The organism is Paenisporosarcina quisquiliarum (genome assembly GCF_027563315.1).
GTDB lineage: Bacteria > Bacillota > Bacilli > Bacillales_A > Planococcaceae > Paenisporosarcina > Paenisporosarcina quisquiliarum.
Window position 1 is genome coordinate 65,108 of the sequence record NZ_JAMKBJ010000004.1, and the last position, 22,712, is coordinate 87,819.

The 22,712-nt window shown below is 39.9% G+C and carries 24 protein-coding genes; 7 read left to right on the top strand and 17 right to left on the bottom strand.

Annotated elements, in window-relative coordinates; all coding sequences use genetic code 11:
* Positions 1 to 7 precede the first annotated feature (7 nt).
* A complete protein-coding gene (locus M9R32_RS06165) occupies positions 8 to 2,170 on the bottom strand; it encodes a bifunctional diguanylate cyclase/phosphodiesterase (protein ID WP_269925855.1) in 2,163 nt (720 codons plus the stop codon).
* Between the two features lie 189 nt (positions 2,171 to 2,359).
* Here M9R32_RS06165 and M9R32_RS06170 point away from each other — a divergent pair, with 189 nt between their 5' ends.
* Positions 2,360 to 4,084: an ABC transporter ATP-binding protein gene (locus M9R32_RS06170; protein WP_269925856.1), complete on the top strand. Its 1,725-nt coding sequence runs from the start codon at positions 2,360 to 2,362 to the stop codon at positions 4,082 to 4,084.
* A gap of 42 nt (positions 4,085 to 4,126) precedes the next feature.
* Here the strand turns inward: M9R32_RS06170 and M9R32_RS06175 are convergent, their stop codons facing one another.
* Complete coding sequence (locus M9R32_RS06175; RefSeq protein ID WP_269925857.1) at positions 4,127 to 5,149, bottom strand: S66 family peptidase; 1,023 nt, start codon at positions 5,147 to 5,149, stop codon at positions 4,127 to 4,129.
* A 72-nt stretch (positions 5,150 to 5,221) separates the two neighbouring features.
* Between M9R32_RS06175 and M9R32_RS06180 the strand changes: the two genes are divergently transcribed.
* Entirely contained in the window at positions 5,222 to 5,584 is a 363-nt protein-coding gene (locus M9R32_RS06180) for a DUF2500 domain-containing protein (protein ID WP_269925858.1), read from the top strand.
* 47 nt (positions 5,585 to 5,631) lie between these two features.
* Here M9R32_RS06180 and M9R32_RS06185 read toward each other — a convergent pair whose 3' ends face one another.
* On the bottom strand, positions 5,632 to 6,267 hold the full coding sequence (locus M9R32_RS06185) for an FMN-dependent NADH-azoreductase (protein WP_269925859.1): 636 nt from the start codon (positions 6,265 to 6,267) through the stop codon (positions 5,632 to 5,634).
* 120 nt (positions 6,268 to 6,387) lie between these two features.
* Positions 6,388 to 7,095: a DsbA family oxidoreductase gene (locus tag M9R32_RS06190; RefSeq protein WP_269925860.1), complete on the bottom strand. Its 708-nt coding sequence runs from the start codon at positions 7,093 to 7,095 to the stop codon at positions 6,388 to 6,390.
* Between the two features lie 125 nt (positions 7,096 to 7,220).
* Between M9R32_RS06190 and M9R32_RS06195 the strand changes: the two genes are divergently transcribed.
* Positions 7,221 to 8,009, top strand: coding sequence for an AAA family ATPase (locus M9R32_RS06195; RefSeq protein WP_269925861.1), 789 nt, complete (start codon positions 7,221 to 7,223; stop codon positions 8,007 to 8,009).
* Positions 8,010 to 8,196: 187 nt separating this feature from the next.
* Here the strand turns inward: M9R32_RS06195 and M9R32_RS06200 are convergent, their stop codons facing one another.
* Both M9R32_RS06200 and M9R32_RS06205 read right to left on the bottom strand, forming a co-directional pair.
* Positions 8,197 to 9,126, bottom strand: a complete 930-nt coding sequence (locus M9R32_RS06200; protein WP_269925862.1) for a manganese-dependent inorganic pyrophosphatase — start codon at positions 9,124 to 9,126, stop codon at positions 8,197 to 8,199.
* Between the two features lie 47 nt (positions 9,127 to 9,173).
* Positions 9,174 to 9,611, bottom strand: a complete 438-nt coding sequence (locus M9R32_RS06205; RefSeq protein WP_269925863.1) for an Rrf2 family transcriptional regulator — start codon at positions 9,609 to 9,611, stop codon at positions 9,174 to 9,176.
* Between the two features lie 154 nt (positions 9,612 to 9,765).
* Between M9R32_RS06205 and hmpA the strand changes: the two genes are divergently transcribed.
* Entirely contained in the window at positions 9,766 to 10,950 is a 1,185-nt protein-coding gene (hmpA, locus tag M9R32_RS06210; protein WP_269925864.1) for an NO-inducible flavohemoprotein, read from the top strand.
* 14 nt (positions 10,951 to 10,964) lie between these two features.
* On the opposite strand, the gene M9R32_RS06215 is transcribed toward hmpA, so the two are convergent.
* Positions 10,965 to 11,765 (bottom strand): alpha/beta fold hydrolase, encoded by an 801-nt coding sequence (locus M9R32_RS06215; protein WP_269925865.1) that lies wholly within the window; start codon positions 11,763 to 11,765, stop codon positions 10,965 to 10,967.
* Positions 11,766 to 11,844: 79 nt separating this feature from the next.
* A complete protein-coding gene (locus tag M9R32_RS06220) occupies positions 11,845 to 12,636 on the bottom strand; it encodes a GNAT family N-acetyltransferase (protein ID WP_269925866.1) in 792 nt (263 codons plus the stop codon).
* Between the two features lie 199 nt (positions 12,637 to 12,835).
* Between M9R32_RS06220 and M9R32_RS06225 the strand changes: the two genes are divergently transcribed.
* The gene (locus M9R32_RS06225; RefSeq protein ID WP_269925867.1) at positions 12,836 to 13,636 is read left to right on the top strand and encodes a GNAT family N-acetyltransferase; all 801 of its coding nucleotides are present in this window, start codon (positions 12,836 to 12,838) and stop codon (positions 13,634 to 13,636) included.
* 45 nt (positions 13,637 to 13,681) lie between these two features.
* Here M9R32_RS06225 and arsC read toward each other — a convergent pair whose 3' ends face one another.
* From arsC to M9R32_RS06255, 6 genes are all read right to left on the bottom strand, one after another.
* Entirely contained in the window at positions 13,682 to 14,101 is a 420-nt protein-coding gene (arsC, locus tag M9R32_RS06230; protein ID WP_269925868.1) for an arsenate reductase (thioredoxin), read from the bottom strand.
* A 16-nt stretch (positions 14,102 to 14,117) separates the two neighbouring features.
* The gene (locus M9R32_RS06235) at positions 14,118 to 15,413 is read right to left on the bottom strand and encodes an arsenic transporter (RefSeq protein WP_269925869.1); all 1,296 of its coding nucleotides are present in this window, start codon (positions 15,411 to 15,413) and stop codon (positions 14,118 to 14,120) included.
* Positions 15,414 to 15,427: 14 nt separating this feature from the next.
* Positions 15,428 to 15,760, bottom strand: coding sequence for an ArsR/SmtB family transcription factor (locus tag M9R32_RS06240; protein WP_269925870.1), 333 nt, complete (start codon positions 15,758 to 15,760; stop codon positions 15,428 to 15,430).
* Positions 15,761 to 16,244: 484 nt separating this feature from the next.
* Positions 16,245 to 17,378, bottom strand: coding sequence for a M20 peptidase aminoacylase family protein (locus M9R32_RS06245; RefSeq protein ID WP_269925871.1), 1,134 nt, complete (start codon positions 17,376 to 17,378; stop codon positions 16,245 to 16,247).
* A gap of 179 nt (positions 17,379 to 17,557) precedes the next feature.
* Positions 17,558 to 18,076 carry a type 1 glutamine amidotransferase domain-containing protein gene (locus M9R32_RS06250; RefSeq protein ID WP_269925872.1) on the bottom strand — a complete coding sequence of 173 codons (519 nt, stop codon included), beginning with the start codon at positions 18,074 to 18,076 and terminating at the stop codon, positions 17,558 to 17,560.
* Positions 18,077 to 18,141: 65 nt separating this feature from the next.
* On the bottom strand, positions 18,142 to 18,732 hold the full coding sequence (locus M9R32_RS06255) for a DNA-3-methyladenine glycosylase (protein ID WP_269925873.1): 591 nt from the start codon (positions 18,730 to 18,732) through the stop codon (positions 18,142 to 18,144).
* Between the two features lie 161 nt (positions 18,733 to 18,893).
* Here M9R32_RS06255 and M9R32_RS06260 point away from each other — a divergent pair, with 161 nt between their 5' ends.
* Positions 18,894 to 19,199 carry a nucleotide pyrophosphohydrolase gene (locus M9R32_RS06260; protein ID WP_269925874.1) on the top strand — a complete coding sequence of 102 codons (306 nt, stop codon included), beginning with the start codon at positions 18,894 to 18,896 and terminating at the stop codon, positions 19,197 to 19,199.
* An 87-nt stretch (positions 19,200 to 19,286) separates the two neighbouring features.
* Positions 19,287 to 20,102 (top strand): SGNH/GDSL hydrolase family protein, encoded by an 816-nt coding sequence (locus M9R32_RS06265; RefSeq protein ID WP_269925875.1) that lies wholly within the window; start codon positions 19,287 to 19,289, stop codon positions 20,100 to 20,102.
* A gap of 54 nt (positions 20,103 to 20,156) precedes the next feature.
* Here the strand turns inward: M9R32_RS06265 and M9R32_RS06270 are convergent, their stop codons facing one another.
* From M9R32_RS06270 to M9R32_RS06280, 3 genes are read right to left on the bottom strand one after another with little or no spacing between them, the layout of a single operon-like run.
* A complete protein-coding gene (locus tag M9R32_RS06270; protein ID WP_269925876.1) occupies positions 20,157 to 21,071 on the bottom strand; it encodes an ABC transporter substrate-binding protein in 915 nt (304 codons plus the stop codon).
* A gap of 11 nt (positions 21,072 to 21,082) precedes the next feature.
* Positions 21,083 to 21,724 (bottom strand): ABC transporter permease, encoded by a 642-nt coding sequence (locus M9R32_RS06275; protein ID WP_269925877.1) that lies wholly within the window; start codon positions 21,722 to 21,724, stop codon positions 21,083 to 21,085.
* Positions 21,717 to 22,694 (bottom strand): ABC transporter ATP-binding protein, encoded by a 978-nt coding sequence (locus tag M9R32_RS06280; RefSeq protein WP_269925878.1) that lies wholly within the window; start codon positions 22,692 to 22,694, stop codon positions 21,717 to 21,719. Before M9R32_RS06280 ends, M9R32_RS06275 begins: the two co-directional genes overlap by 8 nt.
* Between the last annotated feature and the right edge of the window lie 18 nt (positions 22,695 to 22,712).

Here is a 22,712-nt window from a genome sequence, read left to right on the forward strand (position 1 = left end):
TTCCTTTTTAGTGCATCCATTTTTGGTTCTTGAGATTGATTGCAAGTTCTGCGACTACAGCTTGGCTGATTAAGAACCCTTGGATTTTTTGAGCTCCCATTTTTTTAAGCAAATCGAGTTGTTCGTTTGTTTCTACACCTTCCATGACGGTAGTCATGCCTAGATTACGGGCAATGTCTAATATGCCTTGTAAAATGACCAGTGATTTTTCATCATCCAACTCTATTTTCATAATGAAAGACCTGTCTACTTTTACTTGCTGGATTGGCAAAGTCTTTAATATTGATAATGAAGAATAGCCTGTTCCAAAGTCATCAAGTGCAGTTTTGACACCGAGATTATTTAGTTCAGTCAGAATCTGATTGGCCAGTTCACTATTTTGAACAGCAATGGTTTCCGTAATTTCAAAAATCAATCGATGAGCAGATATATCGGCTTCTTGAATAATCATTTTCACATCATGTAAAAAATCAGGATGCATCATTTGCTTGACGGAAATATTAACCGCTAAATGAAAATCGTTATGACCTTCCACTTCCCACCGATTCAGCTGAGATGTCACTTGACGTAAAATCCATTTCCCGACTGGGATAATTAAATCACTTTCTTCCAAAAGAGGAATGAATTCTGCAGGAGACACTTGGCCGATTATCGGAGACTTCCATCTCAACAAGGCTTCATAGCTCGTAATGTTTTTCGTGGATAGATCATACACCGGCTGATACACCATGAAAAATTCCTGATTCGCCAATGCATGGACCACGTTGTTGGCAATCAATCTTACACGTTCATTTTGATTGGCAAGTTCTTGAGAGAAAAAGACAAAGCGGTTACCGCCTTGTTTTTTTGCTTCTTGCACTGCGTACGTAGCATCTTGCATCATTAAGTCCGGCCAGTCTCCTAATTGAGATTTCCGAATACCGACGCTGAACGTTACCCACATGCTTTCCGTAGCAGACAACTCCATTGGTACTTCCATTAATTTGACTAAACCTAATCCCAAAGAGCGTAATTCCTCTTCTGAGTGAGCGGGTACCAACAGCACAAATTCGTCTCCACCTACCCGATACAACTCATTTCGAGGAGCAAATGACTGGATTTTCCGACTTGTTTCAAAGAGCACACGATCACCTAGCTGATAGCCATTGCGTTCGTTAATCTCCTTAAATCGGTCCAAATTAATAAAGAACAAGGCGAACTTTTTAAAATTCTGTGGATTTAATTCTTTTGTCAACCGTTCTTCCAACATGACTCGGTTCGGTAAGTTTGTCAGTAAATCACGTTTCAACATGTTTTCTTCACGTTGTTCATTACGTTTCAAATAATAAAGGATGCCGCAAAGGATCATGATTGCCAATACAACAATCAATGTATTACGCCAGAAAATAGAGGAAATTTGCTGACTTGTCTTCTCTTTATACGTGTCAACAACAACTGTCCAATCCCCACCTGTACGCTGATACATAACATAGTGCGCTTTATTTTCGTCTATCAGAATGGTCCCTTGTTCCGTTTCATTGATTTTTGAAAGAACTCGGGCCCCATTAGGCACAACTGTATCAAAATCCTGATTAGGCGTAGAGAAAACTACTTGATTCTCTCTTATTAAGAATAATGTCCCAGGTAAGTTTGAATCTGCTGCGATTGCACCGACTATGTTGCCCATATTCACTACACCAGAAAGTACGCCAATGATTTTGCCGTCTTTGGAAACGGGAACTCGGATAGCACTTACCAACTGTGTAGAATCTTGATAGAAAGGAAATAGTTCACTAAAAACTAACTCACCTTGCAACGCACGATCAAACGATTCTTGTTGATTCACTTTAAATCGGGAACCGTCTCCAGCCAGTACTTCCCCCTCCGGAGTGATAAAACCTAGTGAAGCAAAAAAAGGCATTTTTTCTTGTTGTTTTTTCAGAAACGGAACGATTTCTTTCTCCGTCTGAGTTAATGCGATGTAATCAGCTATCAACTCAAGCTCGGCCACTCGTTCATTTGAAAATTTATTCGTTTCATCTGTAAAATTATCAAGCAATACCTGGTTTTCTTTTTTTACAGTTTCAAGAACAAAATCTTTCGAAGTTTTATAATTAAAAATTGTTAGGGTAACAACAGTCAACAAAATGATGACCAGCAAAAGATATGCTTGTATTTGCCTATTTGACATGTTGTCACCTCCAGAACTTCTTTGTTGTTAATTTTCCATTATTTGGATGTAAATACCAAATGAAAGCATTTTCTTTCCTAGTTTATTGTCGATTAATGTCAGACAATAGTCAATGTTTGTATGATAGTTTAGTATAAAAAAAGGGCAATACTGACTATTTAAGGTTGATTCGAAGGGACGACATTTATTTTGAAAACTAATAACACATCATCCAAACAATTTTTCCAACTTATTCGTTCACTGAATTGGCCTATAGGTGTAACCATTTTTGCTGTTTTTCTTGCGTTAGCCGAAACAATTACCGGATTAATTATTCCTTTAGTCACTAAAAATTTAGTTGACTCATTAACTACTGCTATTTTTGACTGGCGCTTAATCTCACTATTATTTGTCGTCTTTATTTTGCAAGCGATTGCCGGCGGTGTTTCATACTACTTGTTATCTTTTATTGGGGAAACCATAGTGGCCGATTTACGGAAGAAACTTTGGCGTAAAGTTTTGCGCTTGCCAGTTCCCTATTTTGATACACATGAAACTGGCGAAACCATGAGCCGCATTACACAAGATACATCTACATTGAAACAACTCATAACAGGTCACCTCGTGACATTTGTTTCAGGAATCATTTCAGTTATTGGTTCCGTTATCTTATTGTTCTTCATTGATTGGAAAATGACGTTGATTATGCTTGTAAGTGTCCCATTATCCATGGCCATCATTATTCCTCTCGGGCGTAAAATGCACAAAGTGGCAAAGGGCACACAGGAAGAAATGGCAAAGTTTTCTGGACTTCTCGGGCGGGTACTTTCAGACATCCGTCTTGTGAAAGCTTACCGGGCGGAAGAAACAGAAAGTGGTAAAGGGGATCAAGCGGTTGGAGAGCTGTTTCAATTTGGGTTAAAAGAAGCAAAAATACAGTCGATTATTTCTCCTGTTATGACATTAATTATGATGGGTATCCTGGTAATCATTTTAGGTTACGGCGGGATGCAAGTTTCTAATGGCAATTTATCGGCCGGTTCACTTGTCGCTATTATCTTCTATTTGTTTCAGATTGTTGTGCCGTTTGCCCAAATGGCTTCCTTTTTTACTGCGTATCAAAAAGCAGTCGGCGCGACGGAACGAATACAAGGAATGTTGGAATTGAACAACGAAACCATTTCAGGGTCTCCTCAAATTAATAAAGAACCACTTCGCTTTGAACATATTCATTTTTCTTACTCAGAAGAGAAAAAGATTTTGACAAACGTTTCTTTCGAATCAACACCAGGAACGGTTACGGCATTTGTTGGTCCAAGTGGCGGTGGAAAAACGACCATTTTTTCATTGTTGGAGCGTTTTTATGAACCGGATAGCGGAGCAATATTTATCGGCCAGACTGCTATTAAGGACTTGCCGCTGGGGGACTGGCGTGGACGAATTGGCTATGTATCACAGGAAAGCCCATTAATGAGCGGTTCCATACTGGATAACATGGCTTATGGTTTGGAAGTAAGACCTTCACTCGAACAAATTAAAGAAGCGGCCATTGCAGCGAATGCTTGGGAGTTTATTGAAAAGCTTCCGCAAGGTTTTGAGACATTGGTTGGTGAACGTGGCATGAAGTTATCGGGAGGGCAACGTCAGCGAATAGCTATTGCACGAGCATTATTATATAACCCACAAATTCTACTTCTTGATGAAGCCACTTCAAATCTGGATAGCGGTTCAGAAATTTTAGTGCAAGAAGCATTGCAACTTTTGATGGAGGGCAGAACAACTTTGATTATAGCCCACCGTCTTGCAACCGTTCTTCATGCAGATCAGATTATTGTTCTTGAAGGTGGGCAAATTACAGGCACAGGTACTCACAGTGAACTGTTTGCCTCCCATAAGCTATACAAGGAATTTGCATTAGGACAAGGGTTGTCATAAGAAAAGCAGTTCTTCTCTAATTCAGAGAAGAACTGCTTTTTGTTATTTCTTCAATGTCATTGTCATTTCGCCTTTGCCACCTGATACTTTTATTGTTGCATATGCTCCATTTACGAAAGTCATTTGTGGCGGTACATGACCTATATCCGCGTTATAAATAATAGGTAGATTCGTTGTTTCTGCCAGTCTCTCTAATGCATCAAATGTGCTAAATCCACCCACTTCCTGACCAGCTTCCGTGCGGCCGAATACAATTCCGGATGCATATTCGAACCAACCAGCTTGCTGCATTTGCAACAATGTACGGTGAAAATCGGTTGCGGACATTTCGCAGTTCTCAAGGAACCAGACGATTGGTTCATTCATTAAATAGGTTTCTTGGAACGTTTTCACGTCTCCGAACGGTGTGCCGATTAAATGACGAATGGTATCCATGCACCCACCGAGAAGACGGCCTTTCATTTCTACCGGTCGATTGTAAACTGTTTCCCACTTCGTCTCAGTATCAAGATTAAAAACGTACGGTTTTGGTTGTCTATCATGAGACCATTCTGATTGATAGTTGACAGAAGAAGTTTGATGGATGGTTGCTCCACCTTCAGCAGATAGGACATCCAAAAACTTACTCGTAGTTGGATCCCATTCGTCACTTCTCAAGTCGACCAAGTTCGTTCCATGTGCGGTTGCAATACCTGTTTTCATCGTCAATGCGAACAACAGAGTACTTGTATCCGAATAGCCAAGAATCCATTTCGGCTGTGCTTTCTCCCACTCAATAAGCGGTAAAATCTCTTGCAGGATTTCTCCTCCCCATGGAGGAATAATCGCATGTATTTCGCTGTTTTGAAGCATTGCATTCAGTTCATTCGCCCGTTTGACCTTCGTAGCGGATGCTGCTTTATGCTGAGTCCAGACAGTTTCCCCGATTATAATGTTATAGCCACGATTCTCAAATTGCTTCTGACTCTCGTGCACGAGATGGTGTAATTGGGGATTCACGCCAGAGGAAGGCGCAGTTAATCCAATTGTTTGTCCTTGTACAAGTGCATTTGGATAGCGAATCATCGTTGTCACCCTCTTTTCAATATTGAAACTATTTTACTCTTTGTTCGTATCATTTAATAGGGGGTTGAAAAAATGGATTCATTTATGTTTTCGGGAATTGGTACAGGAATTTTCTTTACATTTTTTATTCTCATTTTCACATTAGTGATCGGGACTTTTATTTTTGTAGCAATCAAAGGGATTTCCGAGTGGTCGAAAAATAATCAATCACCGGTATTGACAGTCCCGGCTGAAGTAGTTACTAAGAGAACACAAACTTCCGGTGGTCGCGGAGATTCCTCGGCGAGAACGAGGTATTTTGTGACGTTCCAAGTTCAAAGTGGGGATCGGATGGAATTGGGTGTGGATGGATCAGATTTCGGATTACTTGCGGAAGAAGACTTAGGCATGCTCACTTTTCAAGGAACCCGGTTTAAAGGATTTGAAAGAAAATAAAATCAAAAAAAGGATTGGAACACAATGTGTCCAATCCTTTTTGCATTTTATACTGTTACTGTTGCCAGACGTGATGCCACAGCTTTCACTTCAGCCATTCCATCTGCAATAATTTGTTCTGCACGGTCTGGATATTGGTTGTGTCCTTCGATAATAACTTCTTCAATATTTGTAATTCCGAAGAAGTTCATGATCATGCGAACATAGTTGACACTCATTTCAGAAGGTGCCATTTCTGGAGTTGAATAGACTCCACCACGTGCATTTAAGATGATTACTTTTTTATCTGGAACGAGTCCAACTGGTCCATTTTCATTGTAGCTGAATGTAACACCCGCACGGTAAATGTAATCAATAAACGTTTGTAACGGTGCCGGAATGGTTTTGTTCCATAGTGGGAATGCAAATACGACAACATCCGCTTCCAAGAAAGCATCCATCGCTTTGTTTGCAGCCGTCAAGATTCGTTGTTCTAGATCGTTCAACGGTTCAGCTTGAGCCGATTTTGCCATTGCATCAAAGAAGTCTTGACCGAAATAAGGCATATCTTCCTTAAATACATCAAATGTGTTGATATTTAATTCTTTTGCATTCGTCAATTCATTTAAGAATAGATCGTGCATTTTACTTGATACGCCTTCGGAAGAAGGACGGTTATTTGCTTTTACGACTAAAACATTCATATGTGAAAACTCCTTTTTATTAGAAAATTATATATCTTAAGATTATTTATCTTTAATTCGAGATATATTGCCATAATAATGGAGAGCAGTTAATAAGTCAAAGACTCTGCTCTCCGTTATTTAAATTTCACAATTATCGTCTTTGCAAATGCCAACATTGTCTTGTCCGAGTGTCTGAAGCTTGGTAGAAATACCTTCTTCTTCTGCTACTTTTCTTAACGCTTCAGCAAATGCTTCGGCTGGTTGAGCTCCAGAAATCGCGTATTTTCGGTTGATGACGAAAAACGGTACACCTTGTACACCAAGAGACATACCTTCTTGAATATCTTGTTTCACTTCAGCTTCATAAGAGTTTGAAGATAAAATTTCAGCAGCACTCGTGCGATCCAGGCCAATTTCTTCTGCTAAATCTAACAGCACTTCATGACGTCCAATTTCTTGTGCTTCAATAAAATATGCTTTCAGCAAACGTTCACTCACTTCAGCCGGTTTCCCTTGCGCTTCCGCCCATTTTGCCAAACGGTGAGCATCGAACGTATTGGCTGGTTTTATGCGATCAAAATCGTACTCCAAACCTACTGTTTGTGCCTGTTGTTTTACTGAAACCGTCATTTGTTTTGCCGCTTCAGGAGTCGTCTGATACTTCTCCGCAAGCATTTCATATGTCGATTTGTCTGAAAACGCTGGTGAATTCGGATCCAATTCATATGCTTTGAATTGAACATCGACATTTTGAGCTAGCCCTGTCGTGGCGATTGCATCTTCCAAACGACGTTTTCCTATATAACAAAATGGACATACATAGTCCGACCATACTTCAATTTTCATTCCATTCACCTCAAAGTTATTGTAGTCCGTTCGATTACGGTCTGCAATTTTCCTGCTCTGTACTTACTTATGGTGCGATTCCTTTTCCGACTATGCTAAAGTGTACCTAAAGGAGTGTTGTGACCATGATTTTACGGGAAATTGTTCGAAAAGGTCGTACCGCTAAGAATCAATACCCATTCAATCTACCTCTTATTGAGGCATTTGAATCCCTCAAGTTCAATCATCCCGTTACCATTCTTGCTGGAGATAACGGCTCCGGTAAAACAACGTTGCTTGAAGGGATTGCCGCTGCAAGTGACAGTATCCTGATTAGTGGCGAATATATGGAGCAAGATAAGTCGTTTTCCCATGCCTACGAACTGGCAGAGGAGCTCAAACTGATATGGTCCGTAAAAACACGTAATGGTTTTTTCTTCCGCGCTTCTGATTTCATTACTTATACAAGAGAACTCGCCAATATGCGGGAAGAAGCACGAATTACGGTGGAGGAAATCAAAAAACGCAACCCTCATAGCCTTGAAGTATTGCCATACGCCCGAACATATTCTGAGCTGCGTCACTTATATGGAAAGGGCTTAGATAAAAGATCGCACGGAGAGAGTTTCCTTGATTTGTTCCAGGCCAGATTCAAACCAAATGGCTTTTACATTTTAGATGAGCCTGAAGCCCCCCTATCGCCAAATAAACAACTTACTTTTCTCGCTTTGCTACATGACATGGTTAATGATGGTGCACAATTTCTGATTTCTACCCACTCTCCAATTGTTATGGCATATCCAGGAGCTACTCTACTCGAAATTAACGAACATGAACTAACCCCCACCACTTTTGATGAAGTGGAGCATGTTCGTTTAACAGCCGATTTCCTGAAAGAACCGAATCGCTATTTACGTCATTTACTCGAGCCTTAGTATGAGGGATAGAGTTTAGGGAGTTCTCAGACGTTCTGGCTTTTTTTTCAGACGTGAATGTAAATTTTTCAGACGTCAACTGCCATTTTTCCGACGTCATTGCAAAAAAGTCAGACTGAGCACCTGCTCACCTTTCCACACACAAAAAAGCCGGATCTCCATATGAGAACCGGCTTTCACGTTTTTCTTATTCACTAAGTGCTTCTGTTAAGACAGGCACTACTTGTTTCTTACGAGATACAACGCCTTTTAATAGCGCGACATTGTTGACGAAAGGAACACCGAAAGCTTTTTCTGCTTTCTCTGCTTGACTACCTAAAGCCAACGCGACAGAATCGTTGTTTAAAATATCCGTTACAACGAAGAAGAACAAGTTAAGTTCTTTTTCAGCGATTTTACGGTAAATCAAATCTTCCAACTCTGCTTGACGACTCATCACATCATTAACATCAACTGCATTTACTTGCGCGATTTCCACTTTGTATTCACCCATACCAAATTCTTTTGCATCAAGTGTCAGTAAATCTTCAAGTGATTTATCGCTTAAGTCTGCTCCGGCTTTTAACATCGCCAACCCGTACTCTTGTGCATTTACGCCTGCAAGTACTTCAAGTTCTTTTGCTGCCGCAATATCTTGCACTGTACAAGTAGGTGATTTAAATAACAACGAATCCGAGATGATGGCAGATAGCATCATTCCCGCGATGTTTGGAGGAATCTCCACACCATTTTCTTTAAATAGTTTATTTAAAATCGTTGCTGTACAGCCAACTGGCTCCGCACGGAAATACAATGGGTCTGCCGTTTCAAAGTTCGCAATACGGTGATGATCAATGACTTCAATTACTTGAACCTCATCAATATCTTCTACGCTTTGTTGTTTTTCATTATGATCAACTAAAATGACTTGTTTAACTTCAGGAGATGCTTTTTCAATAAATAGTGGTGCTTCAAAGCCGAATTTGTCCAAAGCAAAAGCTGTTTCATTCTGTACATCGCCTAGACGAACCGGTACAGCGTCCATACCTAATTCACGCTTTAAATGTGCATAAACAATTGCTGAACAAATTGAATCCGTATCCGGGTTTTTATGTCCTAGTACATATACTTTTTCCATGTGTATCCTCCAATAATTCAAACTTCACGTTTTTTATTTTATCATACCTATTTCGTAAACAAAATGGCTCCTAGCTCGTCTTTATTACTAAGCAAATCTTGCAATGTGTAAGTATCAAGAACAGCCAAGTAGGCAACCAGCGCTTCATGCAATACTCTGCGTAATTTACATACTGGGGTGATCACACAGCGGTTCGCCGCACAATTGAAGCATTCAACCAAATGAAAATCGTCTTCTGTTTTTCTTACGACTTCCCCAATATTGATGGATGCAGGCGGAAATGCAAGACGAATTCCGCCCCCTCGTCCACGGATCGTTTCTATATAACCGTGTTTGCCTAATTCATATGTGACTTTCATTAAATGATTTTTTGATATTCCATAAGCAGTTGAAATTTCCTGTATCGTCGATAGCTCCGATTTTTCTTTCGCCCCCACATACATCAATACACGGAGGGAAAAATCGGTATACATTGTCATTCTCATAATTTCACCGTTCTTTCTCCTTCATCATTATAGCATTATGTCTTTTTCGTGAAAGAAATGTGTCTGAATTATTAAAGATGTATTTTATATATTGCTTTAAAATGTTAGCAGGCGTATTGTGAAATTATCAAATGATGAAGGGTAGGAAACAAACATGTTATCTTCTCAAACAATCGCCATCGTAAAATCAACAGTCCCAGTTCTAGCTGAGCACGGACAGAATATTACATCCGTTTTTTACAAAAATCTATTCACTGCACATCCAGAATTACTTAACATATTCAATCATGCCAATCAAAAACAAGGCCGCCAACAAACTGCGCTTGCCAATACCGTATATGCAGCTGCGCAACATATCGATAACTTAGGCGTCCTGCTTCCGGCAGTCAAACAAATTGCGCATAAACACCGTTCACTAGGTGTAAAAGCGGAACACTATCCGATTGTAGGAGCACATCTATTAGGCGCAATTAAAGAAGTATTGGGTGATGCAGCTACTGACGACATCATTAATGCTTGGGGAGAAGCTTACGGAGTTATTGCCGATGTATTCATTCAAGTCGAAAATGACATGTATGCAGAAGCATCTACACAGTCTAACGGCTGGAATGAGTTCAAAGATTTTGTCATTGTCGACAAAGTGAAAGAAAGCGACGTTATTACTTCATTCTATCTAAAACCAGCTGACGGTACATCCATTCCTTCTTACCAACCTGGTCAATACATTACGGTACGTTTATCGATTCCTGGTGAAACACATATGTTTAACCGTCAATACAGTCTGTCACAAGCACCCGGGAATGAAACATTCCGTATTTCCGTTAAAAAGGAAAGTGAAATGAATCCGAATGGCAAAGTGTCTTGCTACCTGCACAACACGCTTAAAGTCGGAGACCAAATTGAAGTAAGTGCACCTGCTGGAGATTTCTATTTAAACGTTGATAGTTCACGACCTGTTACCTTAATCAGTGGTGGAGTTGGCATTACGCCGATGATGAGTATGTTGGAGACAATCTCTAAAACAAACCCTAGCCGCCCAGTCTCTTTCCTGCACGGAGCACGAAATGCTTCACTACATGCTTTCGACAAAGAAGTTCGCTCGTTGCTATCTAACATGGAAGATACAACGTATGCCGCACAATATTCGGATAAAAATCACCTCATCACGAAAGAGTTCTTAGCAGAAAATGTTCTTGCCAATAGCGATATTTACGTATGCGGACCTGTGCCGTTCATGAAAGCAATTATTAATAACCTTTATGCGCTAGGATTCTCTGAGGAAGACGTACATTTCGAATTTTTCGGGCCGGCTGTTTCTCTGGAACCAGTTCACGCATAAAACAACAAAAGCTATCACCCGATTGCGGTGATAGCTTTGTTTTTTTGTATGCTAGAAATGAAATCAATCGACAGTTGATTGAACCGATCCGGTTGATCAATATTACAAACATGACCTGAGTCTTTTATCTTGATCAGTTTAAATTCCTCATTACGTCTCACCAATTCTTCAACAGGCGGCATAAACAAATAATCCTCATCGCCCATTAAAAACAAAGTTGGAATGGCATTCGTTTTCATTTGAAGCCTCGTTAAATAAGGATTGATTAACTTAGTTAATGAAAACCATTTGATAAATTCTTTTTGACACATTTTCTTCGCTTGGTTGACGAAAACCAGACGGGATTCTTCATGTCTTTTCTTTGGCATAATAATCCAAGCAAATAGTTTATACAACAGCATATATGGGATGAAACGTTTCGTTACACGTCCAGTCCATAATAAAAGCTTCGTACGGATATCAAGACGGATGACAGCTCCTCCTAAAATCAGCGAAGAGATTCTTTCAGGAAAACGTTCAGCCATTGTTTGGGCAACGATTGTCCCAAGTGACATGCCAATCACATGTGTTTCTTTTATTTTCAATTCATCCAGCACATGTTTTACTTCGTCAGCAATATGTGAAAACGAATCGCCTTTTTTCCAACGACCTCGGGCTGATTTACCATGACCTCTAAGATCAATTAATAAAACATTGTGCGCTTTTCTGAATTCACGTATTTGTTTATACCATATGGAAGAACTTCCTCCTGCGCCGTGAACAAATGTTACCCATGGTGCTTCCGGAGAAACGATGTAAGTTTTATTGTGAAGCATTAAGATTCAAACTCCTCTGGCAATCTCTTTCTTCTATTAAACCACCGTATCCTTCTTCGGTTCAACAGATTCGTGAATTTTAATATGTCCACATGCACCATTTTCCGATATCAACGAAGCCGATTCGCTTATAGATTGCACCTGCAGCAGGGTTGTCATAAAACAGACACAACATTTTGTTCTCTTCAAGCAATTCCCGGCAAAGCTTGGACATGCAGTATGTAGCAAGCCCTTTTTTCTGATAATCAGGTAAAGTTCCAACTCCTACAATCATGGCAGATTGACTATTTTCTGCAGTGCTGGAAGCTGAACTTACGATGATTCCATTTTCTTTGATTAGATAGGCTCTGGCCAAGCCTTTTTCCAGTGATTCCCGTTTATTCTCCACGCTGTAATTGCCTTCTGAAAATTGCGGTATTGCTTTCATTTGTGCAATGATCGCTCCTGCATCATCCGCTTGAGCTTTTTCCAAGTGGACGTCCTCTGGAATTGCAGGTAGATATTCCACCGTCTCACATTTTGCATAATAGAGAACGCGTGGTTTTTTAGGTTGGGCTTTTATGTATGGAGCCAGCTGGTTTACCATTTCTTCAATTCCCGATAGGTAACTGAATGATGCATCTTTATTAATGATATCGGCAAATCCTTTTGCATCATAATTAGCCGGTGCATACACAATAAAATTTTTATCGTATTTTAATAAAACGCCTCTTAAATCTCCTTTGTCATTAAAGTCACCCCAAAGCGTCTGGATGCTTGAATGAAATCCATGACCTTCAATATCTCCAATAATAAAGACATTTTCCGCAGGCTTTTGCCCTACGAAATTCATTGTTATTTGACGATCCGCTTCAATTAGTTTTCTTATCATACCTACTCCTCATTTCTTAGGACTTTAGTTCCTTTGTTATTTAAGATTTTAAATCATTTTTTAAATTTTTTTTCATTTTTTTACATAAAATACCCAATATTTTCTTAATTTAGTGATATAGTAGTGATTACATAGACTATAAGTGATATTATTATACTAATTTAGATACATTTCTTTTGATACAGAAAAGAGGTCAATTATGGTAAAGAAATTGGAGAAAAAGTATATCCCTCTAGCAACTTTTTTTGCAGAAGCTGCACAAAGTGAAATCACCCTTACATATACAGCAATTGAAAATATAGTTGGACAACAGCTACCAAACGCAGCTTATTTAAATAGTAGCTGGTGGAAAAAAACGAAACCTCCTGCTTCTCATTTCCTAGCATGGATTGACTCAGATTATACAGTAAAAGAGATTGAGTTAGGTAGATCCGTCACTTTTGTTAAAATAACGGAAGCCATAGATTGCGATCTTTCTTCTGCAGACAAACCTGAAAATATCTTAATCATACGTCCTGTAGACTTGGATGATGCACGGTCAATCATCCATCTTCACCAGGATATTGATGCAGAATCGGATTTTATGTTATTTGGTAAGGATGAAAGAAAAATGACGGTTCAATCCATTCGTAAACGCATAGGCGATTGGAAAAAATCGGAGAAGTCTGGTATGTTTGTTGGCATCCTAAATGGAGAATTCGCTGGATTCATCGCCATGACAGCTGGCCCCGCTCCCCGGGCTGATCACCGTGCTTCGCTCGTAATTGGTGTACGACAAGCATATTATGGTCAAAACGTCGGAACGTCTTTAATGAAAAAAGTGGAGACTTGGGCACATGAAGTTGGGATCTCACGCCTGGAATTGACAGTGGTTGAAAAGAATGAACCCGCCCTGGCGCTTTATAAGAAAATGGGCTATAGCATTGAAGGTACTCGTCTAAATTCCCTATTCATTGATGGTAAGTATGTAAATGAGTTTTATATGGGGAAAATAATATAAAAAGAGACATCGTGGAGGATTTATAATCCCACGATGTCTTTTTTGTTATTTTCCTGTTTTTGAAAACTCTTCGATTCGTGCCCCAATTTCATCACGAACGCGTTGGAACACTGCCCATTTTTCTTCTTCCGTTCCTTCAGCGCGTGCAGGATCATCAAAGCCCCAGTGCCAGCGTGTCACATGAGGTGGTGTCATAGGACACTTATCGTTGGCATCACCACATAGAGTAACGACAAAGTCCGCTTTATTTAAAAGCTCTGAGTCGATAATATCTGATGTTTGATTGCGAATATCGATGCCGATTTCATCCATTGCTTTAATAGCATTCGGATTAAGACCATGTGCTTCAATACCAGCAGAATATACTTCATACTTGTCGCTTAAGTACTTGTGACCAAAAGCTTCTGCCATTTGTGAACGGCATGAATTACCTGTACATAAAAAGTAAAATATTTTCTTTTCCATAATGATCATTCCTTTTTTAGTGAATTATTGTTAACCATAAATATAGACCTGTTAAAGTAATGAAAAGTGTAGGTACGGTTAAAATTACCCCTACTTTAAAATAATAGCCCCATGAGATCTTCACGCCTTTTTGACTTAAGACATGCAACCACAATAATGTTGCAAGGGAACCAATCGGTGTCATTTTCGGACCTAAATCAGACCCAATGACATTTGCATAAATCAGTGCTTCCCTCATTACGCCAGATGTATTCGTATCCGCAATAGCAAGTGCATCAATCATAACCGTCGGCATATTGTTCATAATTGAAGATAGGATTGCGGCTATGAAGCCCATCCCAATCGTGGCTGTATATAAACCGTGGCTTGCCGTCCATTCAATTAAACCAGTCAATACTGAGGTCAAGCCTACATTCCTCAGACCGTAGACTACCACGTACATCCCTATCGAGAAGAAGACAATCGCCCAAGGAGCTCCTTTGATGACATTTCGTGTGTGTACTGCCTTGCTTTTGCGAGCAATAAATAAGAAAATCATTGCCACTGCTGCTGCAATAACAGAGACAGGAATATTTAATGATTCACTTAAGAAATAGCCAATCAGCAATACACCGAGTACATACCATGAAACATGGAACATCCGAATATCTTTCAATGCTTGTTTTGGTTCTTTCAACATTTTTTCATCAAAGTGCTTCGGTATTGATTTGCCAAAAAATAAATACAAGACAAGCATACTTGCCGCCACACTGAATAAGTTTGGCACAAACATTCTAGAAGCATATTCGATAAAACCGATGCCAAAGAAATCAGCTGATACGATATTTACTAAGTTACTGATGACAAATGGCAGTGAGGTCGTATCGGCAATAAATCCAGAAGCCATAATGAACGGTAAAATCATTTTCTCTTTGAAATCAAGAGCTCGCACCATTGCTAATACAATCGGTGTTAGAATCAAAGCTGCACCATCATTTGCAAATAAAGCTGCTACAGCTGCACCAAGAAGTGTAACGAGCAAAAACATACGAATACCGCTTCCTTTTGCAAAACGGGCCATATGAAGTGCAGCCCATTCGAAGAAACCAATTTCGTCCAATATCAATGAAATGATTATTAACGCAATGAACGTCAATGTTGCATTCCATACAATCCCCGTTACATCAATGACATCTTGAAAGTTAACGACACCAACAAGAAGTGCGATTGCCGCTCCCGCCATTGCCGACCATCCGATTGATAATCCTTTCGGCTGCCAGATGACAAAAATTAATGTCACAATAAAAACAATACTTGCTAACCATAAATCCATTTTAAAACCTCCACTTATGCATCACACATGACTTTTTTGCCTTCTTTAATTAAATCCTCCACTGTACGGCCAGGTGCAGGAAGTAAACTGAGTAAATGAATCAATACTGGATATTGAGGATGACGAACATTTAAAGACCAGATCGTCCAACGTCCACGTTTTTCTTCACTCACAATCCCTGCATCTTTTAGTTTTCGCATATGCTGACTGATTGCCGGCTGCGTCATTTCAAGCAGTTCTGTTAATTCACAAACACATAATGATTCATGCATGAGATAAGTCAAGATTCTTAGACGATTTTGATCACCAATGCCCTTTAAATACTGCTCAAGTGCTATATAATCCATAAGCATCTCCTTATCTGTTAATAACAATTAGATTATATAAGCATTCTCTTATGAATGCAACCACGAAATAAGAAAACGAATGAACTGGCTACAAAACAAAAAAGATTGCCGAGGCAATCTCCAGGTTATTATTTTTGCATTCAATCAAAAAAGAAGGTGGTCGGCTATTTCTTTCGCTTTCCGCGGACGAAACGCAAGCCTCCTCGGCTCAGCTGTCTCTGACAGCTGCCCCTGTGGGGTCTTGCTTGTTCCGTTTTTCCGCAGGAGTCTTCAGAAATAGCCGACCACTTTCCTCTTTAAATATTTTGAAGAGAAACACTGACAGAAGTGGTTTCTGTTGATTAGAGTGGAGATGGTTAAAACACCTGCGGTTACTCGTCACAAAGAAATTAACATTTTCTTGCAATGCACTTTATTTCAATAGTATGCAGTTATATTCATTCTTTTGTTGTTTTTCATCAATCTGATGATTGCCGAGGCAATCTTATTTTTTAGAAATTGATTTAATTGTATTTAGGATGGTTTGGGTTAGTATTGCGATTCCTGTATGTATGCTGTTGTGATTGAATGTCATGTTCGGGTGATGAAGTCCTGGGGACAAATCACAGCCGAGACCTAACATCGTAGCTTTTAAATTTGGTTTGTATAAGGAATAAAAATGAAAATCTTCACCACCAGGAGTTTCAATTCGGGGTTGTAAGTTTTCTTCACCAATTACGTTAATAATTGCCTCTTCCATTAAATGATACGCGTCTTCATTCACAATTGCCGCTACCAAACCTTCATGTACATTATATTGGATGTTTACATGATAGATGGATGCCACACTTTCAATCACTTCACATACCTTTGTTCGAAGAGTACGCATGGCATCATTTGTTTGAGCCCGTAAATCTAGTGTAAAGGATGCTTTTCCCGGGATTATATTGCCTGTCTCGCTTCCAGCTTGTAGTTTGGTCATTTTCACTGAACTTGGGATGAGTGGATCCATTCTTAGTGCTTGCAAGCCCTGAATAATAGCAGCCCCTACCTCAATAGCATTCTTCCCAAGATGAGGTCTTGCTGCATGGGCATCCTCCCCTTGTATGGTGCCTCTTATTAGACTTGCAGCGCCATGACAGACTGCCGCTGATGCCGTACCATCGGGTATTTCCTGAATGGGCCTGAGATGGACTCCATACAAATAATCAACATTGTCCAAAACACCAAGACTCAATAGTTTCAATGCTCCCTGACCTTTTTCTTCAGCTGGCTGAAAAATCCACTTTAACCGGATGCCTTCGGGAAATCCTATTTCTTTCATCGCAAGCAGAGTTCCGACACTGATTGTCATGTGTGCGTCATGTCCGCATGAGTGATTTGCTTTGAACACGCCATTGACTTCTTGCCATAGTGCGTCCATGTCTGTGCGAATCGCTATACATGTATCCCCTTCTCCTACTTCAACGACAAGGCCAGTGCATTCGTCGAATGTTTGAACGGTAAATCCTTCTTGTTCGATTATTTTTTTCAAGTAAGCAGTTGTTCCAACTTCTTTCCAACTTACTTCGGGATGTGTATGCAAATAGTCAAACACTTCATTTATTCTTGCCCTGTGTGATTCATTGCTGTCTTTCATACCTTTCACCTCATGAACTTGTTGTTTCTATTACAGTATCCTATTTGGAAGATAAACTTAAGATTAGTTTGAAGAAAATGGATCAATCCAATACGGGACACTGACTCTTTAAAGATTAGTCTTGCCTTCTTACTAATATAATATAAAAAAATGCCTCGCTAATGCGAGACATTTTCCGATTATATTTGTTCTAGTAATTTCAATGATTCACGGTTAAAGGCAGGAATATCATCAGGTTGTCGGCTCGTGACCAATTGGTTTTGGCAAACAACTACTTCTTTATCCACATATTTTGCTCCCGCATACAACATATCTTGAGCGATCGACTTATAACCTGTGGCATCTCGACCTTCCAAAGTTTTTGCTGTGATGAGTAACTGTGGTCCGTGACAAATTGCAAAGACTGGTTTTTTAGCATCCATGAATGATTTTGCAAATGCCACAAAACGATCGTCCTCACGCAATAGGTCCGGTGAAAATCCACCTGGGAGGAATAGAGCATCAAAGTCTTCCGGCTTTACATCATCGATTCCGTGATCGATTTTCACCATCGCTTCCCCTTGTTTACCCTTCACTTCTTTGCCTGCTTCTTTTTCAATTGTAAAAACCTCATGTCCCGCTTCGTTAAATGCTCTCGAGGGATCCATATATTCAACGTCTTCAAACATATTCGTGATTAATGTTGCAATCTTCGCCATTTCCAAATCACTCCTTAAAGTTTGTTCTTATTTAGTATTCCACTAAAATATCCCATTAAACATTGTTATCGGTATTTTGAAACCATAGGATGTGCTTTTTCCGAAAAGCGATATGGATAATGTACCGCTTCACCTGAATTCTGAATTCCTACACGAGGACCGATTTCCAGCTCCTTGCAACCAGGTCCCGGTGAAATGAAAAGAGGTTCTTCAGCCCAATGGTGTCCATAATAACTCATGCCCACTCCAAGTGCTTTTGCAAGCTTTCCAGGTCCGTTCGTCCAATTTTTCATTGGGGTTGTCCCCCTGAATTGCTGCATTAGATCAAGTCCTTCAATAGGTTCACCAGCGCGCAATAACACCGCCTCTGGTTTACCGACAGGTCCGCTTACAATATTCATCAATGTATGTGTGTGCATTTGATATGTATAGACAAGACCAGCTTCACCAAACATAACTTCTGTTCTTTTCGTTCGGCGATTTCCGAAACTATGTGCTGCGCGATCTTCAGGACCCATGTACGCTTCCGTTTCAATTATTTTGGCAACCATTAATCCTGATGGATGTTGATGGACGATATATTGACCAATAAGATTTTTCGCGAGATTAATTGTACCTTGCTGAAAAAAGTCGGATGAAATAGGATGGAAATTCATGTACATGCCCCTTTCTATTGATATAGACTATATTAAACCATACTTATTTCCACTCGTTTTGTTTGCCGCATTAGCTATTCGCTACGCCAGTTCCTCCCCGAAAAGGGAGCAAAAAATATTTAATCAATACATCGAATTTTAATGAAACGGGGATGATAATTGTGAAAGATATGATAAAAGAAATTAATCAATTTAGAGACGAACGTGGATGGGGTGGAAATCACGATGCACGCAGTCTGGCAATTTCCATTTCACTTGAAGCCAGTGAACTATTGGAATGTTTTCAATGGCGTTCAGCCGAAGAAGCCATTGCTCATGATAAACAAGCAATTGTCGATGAGATGGCGGATGTCTTCATATACTTGCTTCAGTTCTCAGATGTTATTGGTGAAGATTTACTGGTTGCCGCCCGTGAAAAAATGAAGAAAAACGCAATTAAGTATCCAATACCATCTAAATCAGTCTAAATCCTGCCTACATCCATCTATTTTCCTATTGAAGTATAGTTAACTGAATATTATATTATTTAAACAAGCTAATAAGGAGTTGACCGCATGAACAAATGGAAGTGGTTAATTTGGGTTGCAGCGGGCGCACTCCTCTTCTTTTATACAAGAACGGATACAAAGCACGATGAAGTTAGCGCAAAACCAACAGACATTCAAACATACGATCCAAAATATAATCCGAATCAATCACTGGCTGACTATTTAGTTTTTCGTTCCATGATGTCAGGACAAGCCAAAATGGCCATTACTGGCAGTAGTGTCACACGCGGATCCGGATCTTCCCATCAATCCAAAACATGGCGTGGTCGAATCGAAGCGAATCTTCGAAATACGAATCCAGCTTTAAGAGATCTCACCATTTCGAATCACGGTCACTCAGGCTATACTTCGGTCAGGTTACTGGAAGACCATGTTACTGCTCCAATTTTACAAGAGCTGCCTGATGTTTTATTCATAGAGACATCAGTAATCAATAATCACAACAAGAATGTTTCACTGGACGACACTTTCGCTTCTTTGAATTCCTTGTACAAGTTGTATTCTGATGCATTACCGGAAGCTCGCATCGTTTTTCTATCTCCAAACCCATGCACCGAAAATAAATTCGGGCCAACACTCAATCAGTTTGGACTGAAGTTTACCGATTATGTTGAGGAAACGGCTGACTATATCAAAAAACAAGGATGGAATTATTTTGATACACATGGCGCCATGCTGTACCATATGTCATCAAAAAACATCACACTTCCATCCACATTAAAGGATGGCATTCACCCGAACGATCGAGGATATAAAATTTGGGCCGACGTATTATGGCCATTCGTTCAACAAAAACAAGGCACTACTCCAAGTACTATGTAAAGATCAAAAAGCACATCTCTTACCGAGTTGTGCTTTTTGTTTTATGTCCATTTGTTATTTCTTAATCAAACCTTTTTCAATTAAGAAGTCACGTGCTACATCTTCTGCTTTTTCACCGTCAATATCGACACGTGCATTCATTTTTTGCATATCTTCCAAAGAAATCTTCCCTGCCAACTCGTTTAGCACCTCTTCAAGTTCTGGATACGTTTTTAAAGTTTCCTCACGAACAAGTGGTGCTGCATCATATTTTGGGAAGAAGCCTTTATCATCTGTAGTAATCGCTAAGTCAAATCGTTCGATACGGCCGTCTGTAGTAAATGCCGTAATAACGTCAACGTCACCTTGTTTAACCGCTTCATACATTACGTTTGGATCCAGACTTTCTTCTCCTGAAAATTCAAATGGATAGACTTTCAGCATAGCATCGTAACCATCACCTGGACGCTCATAAAAAGCATGGGGTGCACCGAACACGATATCTTCTTTTTTGGATGCTTCAACCAAGTCCGAGTATGTTTCAGCATTATACGGTTTATCTTTGCCATAAGCTAACGTGTACGTATTTTCAAAGCCTAGTGGTTCCAACCATGTGACACCGAATTTTTCTTCGTATCCTTTACGAACACGGTCCAGAATACTGTCGGAGCTTTCGCCTTGCTCCAGCTTTTCTTCCAATACGGATTGCAAACCTGTGCCCGTATATTCTACATAGACATCGATATCACCTTTTTCAATCGCCGGTGTTAAGATTGCGACCTCGCCTAGTCCTTCTTTATATTCCACTTCATAATCTGTTTTAGATTCAACATACTGACCTAATATCTGGGGTAAAATGAATTGCTCTGTAAATTGTTTCCCACTTATTACTATTGGTTCACTAGCATCGCCGCCTGCATTATTTGAAGAGCCACAACCTACTAAAGCAACTGATGCAAATAGTGCTAATCCTGCTAACCTTTTTTTCATGTATTTTCCTCCTAGCGTGTTTTCATTCCTTTTGGTGTTGCCTTCTTTTCAACCCACTTCAGTAATAAATCAAAGCTGATAGCTAGAAGTGCTACAGGTAGTGCACCTGCAAGGACTAGCGAATTATTATACGATTGCAAACCTCTATAAATCACATCACCTAGTCCGCCGGCACCCACAAAAGTAGCAAGCGTTGCGATTCCGACTGTCAGGACGGTTGCCGTTCTGATACCAGCCATAATAAATGGCAAAGCAAGAGGGAATTCAATTTGTTTCAATATTTGGGTCCGTGTCATCCCCATCCCTCGACCCGCTTCAATAATTGAAGAGTCCACACTGGTTAACCCTGTATAGGTGTTACGGAGAATCGGCAACAGCGCATAAATAATAAGTGCAATGAGAGCTGTTTTTGAACCAATTCCGATAAGAGGTACTAGGAAACCGAATAGCGCTAAACTTGGTATCGTTTGAAATATTGCGGTGATGCCGATTACCGGTTCCGCGTATTTCCGATAGCGCGCAATCAATATCCCAAGTGGCAAAGCAATCGCAATACCTATTGCCAGTGCCACGAAAGATAAATAGATGTGTTCAAGAAAGGCTTGCTGAATCAGGTCAGAGCGACTTTGGAGGGTCTCTAAGAAATCATTCATTAGAAGAAGCACCTACTTCCTTTGCAAGTACGGCTTTCAACAATGCAGATTGGTCCATGTAACCGACAAATTCTTCATCCTTATATACAGCCAAGACATCTGTATGAGGCTGCTCTAACAAGGCAATGGCTTGTTCCACTTCTTCTGAAGAGTTTATAGACACAATTTGTTCGCCTATTTTAGATTGCATGTAGTACGGTGATAACTCGCTCATCTTCCATTTGCCAAATGAACGTTTTCGATTAATACGCTCTTCTCCGATAAAATTGCGCACGAACTCATTGGCAGGTTCGTTTATTAGTTCTTGAGGAGATCCTGTTTGTTCTACTTTTCCAGCACGCAGAACAATCATATGGTCGGCAATTTTCAATGCTTCATCCATATCATGTGTAACAAAGACAATGGTTTTTTGTATATTTTCCTGAAGATTGCGCAATTCGTCTTGAAGTTGTTCGCGACTAATTGGATCAAGCGCACTGAATGGTTCGTCCATTAAGATAATGTTAGGGTCTCCAGCAAGTGCACGTACTACACCTACACGTTGTTGCTGGCCACCACTTAATTCAAGAGGAAAACGATTTAAATATGTATCCGGATCCAGTCCGACAATATCCATCAGTTCACTTACGCGTGTTTGGGTTTTTTCTGCAGTCCATCCCTTTAAAGTTGGGACAAGGGCAGCATTTTTAGCAATTGTCATATGCGGGAATAAGCCGATGCGCTGAATGACATAGCCTATCGAACGTCTAAGTTCCACTTCATCACGTTCTTTAATTGATTTTTCATCGATTAATATGTCGCCTGAGGTCGGTGTTTCCAACCGATTAATCATTTTCATCAATGTGGTTTTACCACATCCGCTGGGACCAATAATAACCGTTAACATACCAGTCGGGATGATTAATGAAATTTCTTTCAATGCTTCCGTTCCATCCGCAAACCTTTTCGTAACTTTATCAAATCTAATCACAGCCTCAGCCCCTTTTAA

Coding starts and splice junctions, on each gene's coding strand:
- M9R32_RS06200 (WP_269925862.1), bottom strand. CDS start 9,126: ATGGAAAAAGTATATGTACTAGGACATAAAAACCCGGATACGGATTCA.
- M9R32_RS06175 (WP_269925857.1), bottom strand. CDS start 5,149: ATGATTCGCTATCCAAATGCACTTGTACAAGGACAAACAATTGGATTA.
- M9R32_RS06235 (WP_269925869.1), bottom strand. CDS start 15,413: ATGGATTTATGGTTAGCAAGTATTGTTTTTATTGTGACATTAATTTTT.
- M9R32_RS06180 (WP_269925858.1), top strand. CDS start 5,222: ATGGATTCATTTATGTTTTCGGGAATTGGTACAGGAATTTTCTTTACA.
- M9R32_RS06270 (WP_269925876.1), bottom strand. CDS start 21,071: ATGAAAAAAAGGTTAGCAGGATTAGCACTATTTGCATCAGTTGCTTTA.
- M9R32_RS06205 (WP_269925863.1), bottom strand. CDS start 9,611: ATGAGAATGACAATGTATACCGATTTTTCCCTCCGTGTATTGATGTAT.
- M9R32_RS06275 (WP_269925877.1), bottom strand. CDS start 21,724: ATGAATGATTTCTTAGAGACCCTCCAAAGTCGCTCTGACCTGATTCAG.
- M9R32_RS06255 (WP_269925873.1), bottom strand. CDS start 18,732: ATGAATTTCCATCCTATTTCATCCGACTTTTTTCAGCAAGGTACAATT.
- M9R32_RS06240 (WP_269925870.1), bottom strand. CDS start 15,760: ATGGATTATATAGCACTTGAGCAGTATTTAAAGGGCATTGGTGATCAA.
- M9R32_RS06245 (WP_269925871.1), bottom strand. CDS start 17,378: ATGAAAGACAGCAATGAATCACACAGGGCAAGAATAAATGAAGTGTTT.
- M9R32_RS06250 (WP_269925872.1), bottom strand. CDS start 18,076: ATGGCGAAGATTGCAACATTAATCACGAATATGTTTGAAGACGTTGAA.
- M9R32_RS06225 (WP_269925867.1), top strand. CDS start 12,836: ATGGTAAAGAAATTGGAGAAAAAGTATATCCCTCTAGCAACTTTTTTT.
- M9R32_RS06220 (WP_269925866.1), bottom strand. CDS start 12,636: ATGATAAGAAAACTAATTGAAGCGGATCGTCAAATAACAATGAATTTC.
- M9R32_RS06190 (WP_269925860.1), bottom strand. CDS start 7,095: ATGAAAATTGAAGTATGGTCGGACTATGTATGTCCATTTTGTTATATA.
- M9R32_RS06195 (WP_269925861.1), top strand. CDS start 7,221: ATGATTTTACGGGAAATTGTTCGAAAAGGTCGTACCGCTAAGAATCAA.
- M9R32_RS06215 (WP_269925865.1), bottom strand. CDS start 11,765: ATGCTTCACAATAAAACTTACATCGTTTCTCCGGAAGCACCATGGGTA.
- M9R32_RS06185 (WP_269925859.1), bottom strand. CDS start 6,267: ATGAATGTTTTAGTCGTAAAAGCAAATAACCGTCCTTCTTCCGAAGGC.
- arsC (WP_269925868.1), bottom strand. CDS start 14,101: ATGGAAAAGAAAATATTTTACTTTTTATGTACAGGTAATTCATGCCGT.
- M9R32_RS06165 (WP_269925855.1), bottom strand. CDS start 2,170: ATGTCAAATAGGCAAATACAAGCATATCTTTTGCTGGTCATCATTTTG.
- M9R32_RS06265 (WP_269925875.1), top strand. CDS start 19,287: ATGAACAAATGGAAGTGGTTAATTTGGGTTGCAGCGGGCGCACTCCTC.
- hmpA (WP_269925864.1), top strand. CDS start 9,766: ATGTTATCTTCTCAAACAATCGCCATCGTAAAATCAACAGTCCCAGTT.